The organism is Dokdonella sp., assembly GCF_035703485.1.
Taxonomy (GTDB): domain Bacteria; phylum Pseudomonadota; class Gammaproteobacteria; order Xanthomonadales; family Rhodanobacteraceae; genus Dokdonella.
In genome coordinates this window covers 75,589-86,170 of the sequence record NZ_DASSYD010000207.1, presented here as the reverse complement: position 1 = coordinate 86,170, position 10,582 = coordinate 75,589, and the positions used below count along the sequence as shown (strand labels likewise).

The 10,582-nt window shown below is 59.6% G+C and carries 11 protein-coding genes; 6 read left to right on the top strand and 5 right to left on the bottom strand.

The window, feature by feature from the left end:
• Both VFN25_RS16305 and VFN25_RS16300 read right to left on the bottom strand, forming a co-directional pair.
• Nucleotides 1–1,229 (bottom strand): acyl-CoA dehydrogenase family protein (locus VFN25_RS16305; RefSeq protein WP_325143815.1); only part of this gene is annotated, 1,229 nt, incomplete at its 3' end.
• A 155-nt stretch (nt 1,230–1,384) separates the two neighbouring features.
• A complete protein-coding gene (locus tag VFN25_RS16300) occupies nt 1,385–2,242 on the bottom strand; it encodes an alpha/beta hydrolase (protein WP_325143814.1) in 858 nt (285 codons plus the stop codon).
• Nucleotides 2,243–2,341: 99 nt separating this feature from the next.
• Here VFN25_RS16300 and VFN25_RS16295 point away from each other — a divergent pair, with 99 nt between their 5' ends.
• The 6 genes from VFN25_RS16295 to VFN25_RS16270 all read left to right on the top strand — a co-directional run bounded on the left by VFN25_RS16295 (nt 2,342) and on the right by VFN25_RS16270 (nt 8,759).
• Complete coding sequence (locus VFN25_RS16295) at nt 2,342–2,926, top strand: TetR/AcrR family transcriptional regulator (protein WP_325143812.1); 585 nt, start codon at nt 2,342–2,344, stop codon at nt 2,924–2,926.
• A gap of 164 nt (nt 2,927–3,090) precedes the next feature.
• On the top strand, nt 3,091–4,875 hold the full coding sequence (locus VFN25_RS16290) for a phosphoenolpyruvate carboxykinase (GTP) (RefSeq protein ID WP_325143809.1): 1,785 nt from the start codon (nt 3,091–3,093) through the stop codon (nt 4,873–4,875).
• Between the two features lie 185 nt (nt 4,876–5,060).
• A complete protein-coding gene (locus VFN25_RS16285; RefSeq protein WP_414648985.1) occupies nt 5,061–5,645 on the top strand; it encodes an RNA polymerase sigma factor in 585 nt (194 codons plus the stop codon).
• Nucleotides 5,638–6,108, top strand: coding sequence for a hypothetical protein (locus VFN25_RS16280; RefSeq protein WP_325143807.1), 471 nt, complete (start codon nt 5,638–5,640; stop codon nt 6,106–6,108). The genes VFN25_RS16285 and VFN25_RS16280 overlap by 8 nt, the downstream gene beginning before the upstream one ends.
• A gap of 9 nt (nt 6,109–6,117) precedes the next feature.
• Nucleotides 6,118–7,023: a DUF4097 family beta strand repeat-containing protein gene (locus VFN25_RS16275; protein ID WP_325143805.1), complete on the top strand. Its 906-nt coding sequence runs from the start codon at nt 6,118–6,120 to the stop codon at nt 7,021–7,023.
• A 140-nt stretch (nt 7,024–7,163) separates the two neighbouring features.
• Nucleotides 7,164–8,759 (top strand): peptide chain release factor 3, encoded by a 1,596-nt coding sequence (locus VFN25_RS16270; protein ID WP_325143803.1) that lies wholly within the window; start codon nt 7,164–7,166, stop codon nt 8,757–8,759.
• Nucleotides 8,760–8,884: 125 nt separating this feature from the next.
• On the opposite strand, the gene VFN25_RS16265 is transcribed toward VFN25_RS16270, so the two are convergent.
• The 3 genes from VFN25_RS16265 to VFN25_RS16255 all read right to left on the bottom strand — a co-directional run bounded on the left by VFN25_RS16265 (nt 8,885) and on the right by VFN25_RS16255 (nt 10,582).
• The gene (locus tag VFN25_RS16265) at nt 8,885–9,376 is read right to left on the bottom strand and encodes a hypothetical protein (protein ID WP_325143801.1); all 492 of its coding nucleotides are present in this window, start codon (nt 9,374–9,376) and stop codon (nt 8,885–8,887) included.
• Nucleotides 9,377–9,516: 140 nt separating this feature from the next.
• Nucleotides 9,517–10,038: a hypothetical protein gene (locus VFN25_RS16260; RefSeq protein WP_325143799.1), complete on the bottom strand. Its 522-nt coding sequence runs from the start codon at nt 10,036–10,038 to the stop codon at nt 9,517–9,519.
• On the bottom strand, nt 10,031–10,582 hold the full coding sequence (locus tag VFN25_RS16255) for a sigma-70 family RNA polymerase sigma factor (RefSeq protein ID WP_325143797.1): 552 nt from the start codon (nt 10,580–10,582) through the stop codon (nt 10,031–10,033). Before VFN25_RS16255 ends, VFN25_RS16260 begins: the two co-directional genes overlap by 8 nt.

Genomic DNA, 10,582 nt, shown 5'->3' with positions numbered 1-10,582 from the left:
AGGCCGAACTGCTTGCGCATGCGCGAGTAAGCACCGGTTGCGGCGGCACCGGCACAGGCGCCACCGGTCGCGGTGGAAGGCAGCGAGATCGCGCGGCCAACCGACAGGCACTCGACCAGCATGCGCCAGCCCTGGCCAGCCATTTCCGGTCCGCCAATCAGTTGCGACAGCGGCACGAATACATCCTTGCCGCGGACCGGACCGTTCTGGAACGGAATATTCAGCGGGAAGTGCCGGCGGCCGATTTCGAGGCCTTCGGTATCGCGCGGAATCAGGGCCAGGGTGATGCCGCGATCTTCCTCGTCGCTGAGCAAATGCTCGGGATCGAGCAGGCGGAAAGCGAGACCGACCACGGTCGCCACCGGGGCCAGAGTGATATAGCGCTTGTCGAAGGTCAGACGGACGCCGAGCACGTTGCCGCCTTCCCACTCGCCCTTGCAGACAATGCCGTAGTCCGGCAATGAGGTGGCGTCGGAACCGGCATACGGACCGGTCAGGGCAAAGCAGGGCACTTCACGGCCATCGGCCAGGCGCGGCAGGTAATGGTCCTTTTGTTCCTCGGTACCGTAATGCAGAAGCAGTTCGGCCGGACCGAGCGAGTTCGGCACCGCGACGGTCGAGGAAACGGTGGCCGACATGCTGGAGATCTTCTGCAGGACTGCCGAATGGGCGAGTGCGGAGAATCCCAGGCCGCCGTACTGCTTCGGAATGATCATGCCAAAGAACTTGTTGTCCTTGATGTACTGCCACATGTCTTCGGGCAGGTCGGCCAGTTCATGAGTGATCTCCCATTCGTTGATCTGCGAACAGAGCTCCTCGACCGGGCCATCCATGAATGCTTGCTCTTCGACACTGAGTTCGGGTTTGGCCTGGCCGAGTAATTCCGACCATTGCGGCTTGCCACTGAATAGTTGTCCTTCAAAACCGACCGTGCCGGCTTCGAGGGCGATCTGCTCGGTGGACGACAATGAGGGCGTGATCTTGCGATAGATCGCGAGCAAGGGCGCGCTCAGTCGGGCGCGGCGAAATGCGGGCAAGTTGAGCGGCAGGGCGATGATGGCAAAGGCCAGCAGCGGTACGGCGATGGCCAGCCAATGTGTCCCGGCGAGCAGTCCGGTGCCGACGATGGCGACGGCCGTGGCCAGAGTCCAGGTGCGCAGGCCGAGACGCAGATAGGCTGCGACCAGCGACACCAGCACGGCGGCCAGAAACGGGATCAGTTGCAACATGTCCATGACTCCTTTTCACAGTTCAATTCTTGCTGCGGTTCGCACATGGCGTGCTCGAACTGAGCGCAGCGATAGCTTCAATATCCGGGTTTCACGCTGACTCTGCGTGCAACCCGTAGCGGAATGGGCTTCATTTCTTCACGGTCAATGTCTTGTCAAACGTTTGGCAGCGAAGCCAGAAAATCCAGTACATGGCGACTGAACTGGGTGTTTTCGTCGCCTGCCACCATGTGTGTCGCTTTCGGGACTATGGCATGCCGGGCGTGGGGTACCAGCTCTAAAAATTCGGCGATCGTGGATTCCGAAACCACATCGCTGGCCGCACCGCTGATCAATAGCGTCGGAACCCGAATGCGCCTGGCTGCTGCAAAAAGATCGGCCTGATGGCGCTCGCCGTCTTCCGCAATGGGTTCAAGCATGCGCGGATCCCAATGCCAACGCAGGCGCCCGTCCGCCGATTCGTTCAACAGCTTGCGCAGGCGATCCGGAGATTTCTTCGCGCCACGGTGGGGCAGATAAGCGGCAATCGCATTGGCGGCCTCATTCAGATCGGCAAAGCCTTCGGGGAACGCGCGCATGAATTCGAGAATTCGTTCGACGCCGGCTGGCTCCCAGCGCGGCGTGATGTCGACCAGGACCAGGGCGCGGCAACTTGCCGGATCGTCACCGGCCATCGAAATGCCGACCAGGCCACCCATGGAAGCGCCGACGACCACGGGCGGAAGCGGTGTCTGTGCGCATACGAAGCCCAGGTCGGCGGTCAGTTGATCGACCGAATAGTCGCCTGACGGGAGCCAGTCACTTTCACCGTGGCCACGTGTATCGAATGTCATGCTGGTCCATCCCGCGGCAGCGGTTGCCGTAGCGCAGGCGCTCCATGCTTCCCGGGTTTGTCCGAAGCCGTGAGCGAAGACGACAGCGGCGTGCCCGTCGCCGTACGTTTGTGTCGCCAACGCGGTCCCGTCTGGCGTGAGCAGGCGGGACTGGGTCGATTGAAAGTTGGGGGATACCATAACCATACGCCGAAGTATGGTGCTTGTCGGGGTGCAAATCAATGGAGCGTCGAAGATGGCTTGCTTCTCATCCCGACCGGGCTCCGGCAAACTCCGGCTATGAACGAAGCTGAATCGAAACAGGAATCTCGTGGACGCCTGTCAGCGACCGACTGGGAGCAGGCTGCCCTGACGGTTCTTGCGGAAAGCGGTGTCGCGGCAGTGGCCGTCGAGTCGCTTGCGCGTACCCTGGGCGTGACCAAGGGCAGCTTCTACTGGCATTTTCCGACCCGCGAAGCTCTGCTCAAGGCGGCCATCGATCGATGGGAGCAGCGCGATGAGGATCAGGTAATTTCCTACGTCGAACGTATCGAGGATCCGCGCGCACGCTTGCGCGAACTGTTTCACCGGGTCAGTCGTGAGGTTCAGTCGCATCTTGTCTACGCGGCCCTGTTGCAAGCTTCGGACAATGCCCTGGTGCAGCCGGTGCTTGAGCGGATTTCCAGACGTCGACTGACTCTGCTGACCGAAACCTACGCCGAAGCGGGTTTCGAGCCGACGGCCGCGAAACACCGCGCGCGGCTGGCCTATACGGCCTACAGCGGGTTCCTCCAGCTCAACCAGCGCCACGGCATGCCGCGCATGGATCAGGAGGAATACGCTGCCTATGTTGATCACGTCATTGCCACCCTGGTACCGGCTTGATCGACAAGGCAACGCTGATCAGGCGGGCCAATCCCGGCGACACCTGATCAGCGTCGGCTTGATCCGGCAATGCCGCGCCTGACCTTGCCAAGCTTCGTTCCTGCCGCTAACGTCGTCGGTCTTGCATTCATCGACGCGGGTTTCGGCCTGCGAAAAAGGTAGCCATGGCCAGTTCGCTTGAATCCTTGAACCGCTGGGTTGAGGACGTTGCCCGTTTGACAGAACCCGCAGAAATCTACTGGTGCAGCGGTTCGGACGGCGAGAATCGTCTGCTGATCGAGAAGATGCTCGCCAATGGCGATCTGCACGCTCTCAACCCCGATACCCATCCGGGCTGCCATTTGCACCGCTCCAGTCCGACTGACGTCGCGCGGGTCGAACATCTGACCTACATCTGCACGAGCAATCGTGACGATGCCGGACCCAACAATCACTGGATGAGTCCGGCCGAGGCGCACGATAAGATTGATGCCTTGTTTGCCGGTTCGATGCGCGGCCGGACCATGTACGTCGTGCCGTATTGCATGGGTCCGATAGATTCACCGATCTCGCGCTGCGGCGTGGAGATCACCGATTCACCGTACGTGGTCGCCAACATGCGCATCATGACGCGCATGGGCGCCAACGCGCTGAATCGCATCGAGCAGGACGGCAGCTTCGTCAAGGGCTTGCACTCGACCGGTGAACTGGATCCGGACAAGCGCCTGATCATGCATTTTCCCGAAGAACTGTCGATCAAGTCGATTGGCTCCGGTTACGGTGGCAATGCCCTGCTGGGAAAGAAATGCCACGCCTTGCGTATCGGTTCCTGGCAGGCGCGCAGCGAAGGCTGGCTGGCCGAACACATGTTGATCGTCGGCATCGAGAATCCGCAGGGCGAAACACGCTATATCGCGGCGGCGTTCCCCTCGGCGTGCGGCAAGACCAATCTGGCCATGCTGATTCCGCCGCAAAGCTATCGCGAGGCCGGCTGGAAGGTGTGGACGGTCGGCGACGACATCTGCTGGATGACGCCGGGTGAAGATGGCCGCCTGTGGGCGATCAATCCGGAAGCCGGTTATTTCGGAGTCGCACCTGGCACGGATACAAAGACCAATCCAAACGCGCTCAAGATGATCCAGCGCAACACGATATTCACCAATGTTGGCGTTACCGCTGACAATCAGCCCTGGTGGGAAGGCTTGAGTGAAGGCGAGCCGGTCAAGGATTGGCAGGGGCGTGACTACGACCCGGCTATTGGCCCAGCCGCACATCCGAACGCCCGATTTACGGTTTCGGCCAGGCAGTGCCCAAGCTGGTCGGAAAAAGCCGAGGCCGCGCAAGGCGTGCCGATCAGCGCAATTGTCTTTGGTGGCCGTCGCCCATCATTGATTCCACTTGTTTTCGAAGCCAAGGACTGGGCCCACGGCGTGCTCGTCGGAGCGGCAATGGGTTCGGAAACAACCGCCGCCGCAACCGGCGCGGTCGGCGTCTTGCGACGTGACTCGATGGCCATGAAGCCATTCTGCGGCTACAACTTCGCAGACTATTTCGCGCACTGGCTATCGTTCGACAAGCCGGATGCAAAACTTCCGAAGATCTTCCACGTCAACTGGTTCCGCAAGGGCGAGGATGGCAAATTCCTGTGGCCGGGTTTTGGCGAGAACCTGCGCGTTCTCGAATGGATTCTCGGTCGCTGCGAGGAGACAGCAGGCGCACACGAAACTGCAGTCGGGTTCGTCCCCGATGCGGCCGATCTGAACCTCGATGGCCTCGATATCTCCGCGGTCGCCAGCCAGCAGCTCCTTGATGTCGATACCGAGGGTTGGCGAAGCGAAGTGGAAGCCATCGGCGAGTATCTCGAAGGGTTCGGCGCACGCATGCCGCAGCGATTGAAAGACGAGCAGCGCCGCATCGCTGATGCTTTGGCGAGCGATCCTGTCAGCAACGCTCGCGCGGCAAATGGCTAGGAGAGGCGGTTAGCGGTTAGCGGGAAGTGCCATTCAGGCGAATTGATGGCTCCAGGCCAAGACCGAAGCCGCTTCTCAATCGAACCCGAAGTCACCATGCCGTTCCTGTTCCCGCTCACCGCTCACCGCTTACCGCTCCCCGCCCTCTAAACCCTAAGCTGCATATCGGCATCCAAGCTGGCACCATGAGTACTGCCTGCCTAGCCATGCCCTTGCCAATGACTGACGCACCACGGATTGAAACCGAGGATGGCGATCTGGTCCGCCTTGCTGCAGGAGGCGATGTAGCGGCATTCGAGCATCTCTATCGGCGACATTCGGGTCGCGTGCATGGCGCAGTGTGGCGTTTGTCAGGGATGAATCCATCACGTGCCGAAGAGTTGACTCAGGAGGCTTTCGTGCGCGCCTGGCAGAAACTCGACACATTTCGCTTCGAGAGTGCATTCAGCACCTGGCTGCATCGTCTTGCGGTCAATGTTGCGCTGATGGAACTACGCAAACGCGACCCCGAGGAAACGGTTGAAGACAGCGTGCTGGATGCTGCCAGCGAGCCGGTCAGACCTTTTTGTGCAGGTGAGCGAGCCGATCTGGAGCGCGCCATCGCCAATCTGCCGCCACGGGCACGCGCGGTTCTGGTATTGCACGATATCGAAGGCTGGAAGCACCAGGAGATCGGCGACGAGCTCGGTATGGCGGTTGGCTCGTCGAAGGCCCAATTGCATCGCGCGCGCGGATTGCTCAAGCGCGCGCTTGGAGAAAACCATGACTGATTTTGAATTGCGTCGTCAATTGCGCGAGCTGCGCGGGCCGCGGCAGCCAGAGCGCGATCTCTGGCCGCAAATTGCCCGGCGCCTATCTGCCGACTTCCAGCCCGCCGCGGTGACGGTTCGACGTCGCGCACGCTGGCCTCTGGCGATTGCCGCGGGTCTGGTGATGGCGGTCAGTGTCGGTCTATTCTCATTGTCGTTGCATGATCGTGTCGGTAGTGTTGCCAGTGAAGATGCCACGTTGCCAAGCGAGTTGAATGCAAGACATCAGATCCAGCGAGCAAGGGAATTGGCGGCATCCGGTGACCCGCGTCTGGTTAGCGCCGAAGTGGTACTTGATGTGGCCAGCAGCGAACTCGACCATGCTCTTGCCCAGCAACCTGATGCGATCTTCCTTGTCGGCCTGATCAACCGCACCCACGCCCAACGGCGCAAGCTTGCCCGCCTCGGCCTCGATGCCAGCTAAGGATCCTGCATGAAAACGATGACCCTTCCGCTTGTTTCTCTCCTGTTGCTGGGCGCTGGCTCGACCGCACTGGCGGGTACGCCGATCAATCAGAGCCGTGATGTCGATGCGTCGGTTCGAATCGAAATCAGCAACGTGCGCGGATCGGTGACGGTCAGTGGCTGGGATCAGAATCGTGTTGAAATCACCGGTACCCTGGGCTCGGGCAGCAAGGGCCTGCGCGTCGAAGGAAATGGGTCGCGCCTCGAGATTGAAGTCGAGAAGCCAGGATCTTCCGGCTGGTTCAACTGGGGATCGAGTTCGAAGATGGACGATTCGACCCTGGACATTCGTGCTCCGCGCGGGGCCGAACTGCACATCGATACGGTCAGCGCGGAAGTGACCGTCAGTGAGATCGCCGGGCGCCTGCTCGATGTCAACAGCATCAGCGGCAAAATCCGTCTCGACAGCGCCGCACGCGAACTCGAGATCGGCAGCATCAGTGGCAGCGTGGAACTGAAAGGCAATGGCGAGCGAGTCCAGGTGGATACCATTTCCGGTGATATCGAATTCAGCGCAAACCGTGATCGGCTCAAGTTCGAAACGGTTTCCGGCAATATCACGGTGAGCACCGAAACCTATCGCGAGTTCTCGGCGAGCTCGGTTTCCGGCGACATCAATCTGCGTGGCAAACCGGTCGGCGATGCGCGCATCGACACAGAAACCATGAGCGGTGACATTCGCATCGAGGCGGTCGGCGAACTCTCGGCGCGAATCGAGGCGGAAACATTCAGCGGGCGGATCCGCAGCGATTTTGGCAAGGTCCAGGAGCCGGATCACGGGCCCGGGCGCTCGATCGACGCGACGGTCGGCGACGGCAAGGCACGCCTCAGCATCGATACTTTCAGTGGCGATATCAGCATTCGTCGGGATTGACATCCGGTTCAGCCTTGCCTTGCGCGTCCCCGAATCCGCCAATTGATCGGCCGCTGACCTGAAGCCTGCGCCCAGCTCGCGTACAATGCGCGCCCCGCCGGCAGCCCGAAACGATGGCTGCGGCCGACTCAGGTTTGCCGATGAATAATCCAGCCAGTGAAATGCGCCGACGGCGCACCTTCGCCATCATCTCCCATCCCGATGCGGGCAAGACCACGCTGACCGAGAAGCTGTTGCTGTTCGGCGGTGCGATCCAGTTGGCCGGCTCGGTCAAATCTCGCAAGACCGCGCGCCATGCGACATCAGACTGGATGGCGCTGGAAAAAGAGCGCGGCATTTCGGTGACCAGCTCGATCATGCAGTTTCCGTACGCCAAGCGGGTCGTCAATTTGCTCGATACGCCAGGCCATGCGGACTTTTCCGAAGATACCTATCGCGTCCTCACTGCTGTCGATTCGGCGTTGATGGTGATCGACTGCGCCAAGGGTGTCGAGGAACGCACGATCAAGCTGATGGAAGTCTGCCGGCTGCGCGATACGCCGATCATGACCTTTATCAACAAACTGGATCGCGAGGGTCGCGAACCGATCGAGCTGCTCGATGAAGTCGAATCCGTGCTCGGTATCGCCTGCACTCCGATCACCTGGCCGATCGGCATGGGAAAGCGACTCAAGGGCGTCTATCACCTGCTCCTCGATGAGGTGCACATCTTCGAGCCTGGCAAGAATTTCACCCGCCAGGATTCAACGATCTTCAAAGGCATCAATGATCCGGCGCTGCGCGCACGCGTCGGTGAAGAAGCATGGAACGAGCTCAACGAGGAGCTTGAGCTCGTGCTCGGCGCATCGAATCCGTTCGACAAGGATGCCTATCTGGCCGGCAAACTGACCCCGGTTTTTTTCGGCTCGGCGGTCAACAATTTCGGTGTGCAGTTGCTGCTCGATTTCTTTGTCGAGCACGCGCCGGCACCGAAATCACAAGAGGCGACGACGCGCACGGTCAGTGCCGACGAATCAGCCATGACCGGCTTCGTGTTCAAGATCCAGGCAAACATGGATCCGATGCATCGCGATCGTGTCGCTTTCATGCGCATTTGCTCCGGCACGTTCAGCGGTGGCATGAAGGCTCTGCACACGCGCAGCGGCAAGGAAATGAAGCTCGCCAATGCCTTGAGTTTCATGGCTTCGGATCGCGAGATTGTCGAAAAGGCCTACGCCGGCGATGTCATCGGAATCCACAACCACGGCACTATCTCGATTGGCGATACCTTCACCGAAGGCGAAGCCCTGAGCTTTACCGGCATCCCGAATTTCGCCCCGGAACTGTTTCGTCGCGCGCGGCTCAAGGATCCGCTGAGGATGAAGCAATTGCAGAAGGGGCTGGCCCAGCTATCCGAAGAGGGTGCGACACAGTTCTTTCGTCCATTGATGTCGAACGACCTGATCCTCGGTGCCATCGGTGTGCTGCAGTTCGACGTCGTCGCCTATCGCTTGAAGGACGAATACGGCGTCGAGTGCACGTTCGAGAATGTCGGAGTCGTCACTGCCCGCTGGGTGCATTGCGACAACGCAAGGAAGCTTGAGGAGTTTCAGGAGAAGGCGGCACAAAATCTCGCCATCGATGCGGCTGGCGAGCTTGTCTATATCGCCCCAAGCCGGGTCAACCTGCAACTGACGATCGAACGCTGGCCCGATATCGAGTTTGCCGCGACGCGCGAACATGCGCCTTCGGTTTGATTTGTGTCCTGTTGAGGCTCTGAAAGCGGCGACTTGGACAATTCGGCGCCCCATTGCTGTGACACCGAGTCGATGGAACAGTCGCCGCTTTGGAGTGGCTCAGCTTCCATTTAAAATAACTACACTTATTTTATACTTTCGGGGCAATCGTCATGATTGACGCCAATGCAGGTCCCGCCGCCAGTGTTGGTGTTGGTCAATAGATCTGTGTGGATCACCCACGGCGTCGCGCTGGAGGTGCCATTATCTGAGTAGGTGACGGTGCGCCAATACGATGTGTCACGCATCCATCCAGGTGATGTGATTTGAAAGTTCACCCGCGTTACATTTCCGGCGACCGAACCTGGCGGGGGAGGAGGAGGGGTCATCGGGGGATCGCCGTAGCCAGTTAATGTGGCGGCCGGGTCCATTCCAAACGCCATATAAAGATCTTCGGCGGTCGGGAACACCTGCGAATCCGTGACAACTCTACCCTCAGTCATGATTGAAACCAGCGTCACTCTGTTCTGAGTTTGATCGTTCTGCAGACCCAGACTATAACTGGAGACCTGCGCATATACCGCTGATGGGATTACGGCTAGCAGCACCGCCAATAGAATACTTCTTAGGGGGTTCATTGTTTCTCCTTAATAAACATTATCTGCATCACTGCAGATGGAACAAAGTATGCCCCCCCCCCCTTGGGAATGTCAAACGGAAATGAAAAAGCCCGGCATGCCGGGCTTTTTACGATGTCACAATACGCATTCGCGAAAATTCAGCCGCCGTTGAAATTCGATCGGAAGACGTTGTCAGCGGCGTTTGTGGGCAGCGCATCGTCGTTCATGCTGAAGATCCGATCCTGACTGGTGAAGATGCGATCAGGTTTGACCGCAGCTGCCATCGTCTGGTCGCTGGAGTGATCGGTCTGCGGATGCCAGAGCACGAAACCGAAAACCAGTACCAGGCCTGCGGCAAGGCCCGCCCAACGCAGCTGGGTTGCATGGCGACGTGGATCGCCGGCATGACGAGTTCGACGGCCATCGCGTGAATGTACCAGCGACTGGCGCGAATTGACGGCCTGCGCAACTTTTGCAGAGTCAGCATTCAGATCGTGCAGCAGGCGCACCAGATCGGTTTGCACCGGTGAGCGCGACAGGCGTGCGGCAACTTCATCGCGACGATCGCCGGACAAGCTTCCACTGGATGCGGCAAGCAGTGTGTCAGCATCGAGCAGGTCGGAGCCAAGCGCCTGGTCGCCCATGCTTCGGTAGAGTTTTGACAAGCTACGCTCAGTCATCGAATTCACCGTATCCCAGTTCTCGCAGACGAGTTTTCAAACTGCTCAGGCCGCGTGTTACCAATTTTCTCGCCGCTTCGGCCGAGGTTCCGACCACATCGGCAATTTCCTGCAACGAATAGCCTTGCAGGTGCAGGGTGATTGGCAGGCGTCGGCGTTCCGGAATCTCCGCCAGGCAACGCTTGAGCCCCTCCATGCGTTCACCGTCACTTGCGGTTTGCTCGGGGCTGATGCCTTCATCCGGCAACTGGCCGGATTCACCATCATCCTCGGGCAAGGGCTCGGTCGCCCTGACTTCCGCTCGCCGCAACGCATCAATCACCGTCGTTGCAACCACTCTCTGCACATAAGACGCATGAAAGGCCCCGGAGCGGTCACGCGAAATTGCTTTCCACAGTCGAATTCGCACTTCCTGCTCGATATCGGCCGGATCAATGCCATGTCGATCAAGCCGATAGCCGCGCATCAGCACGCCGAGGCGCGAGCCAAAATCGCTCAGAACCTGCTCAAGTCGAGCATCGACGGCATCGGAATCTCGGCTCAT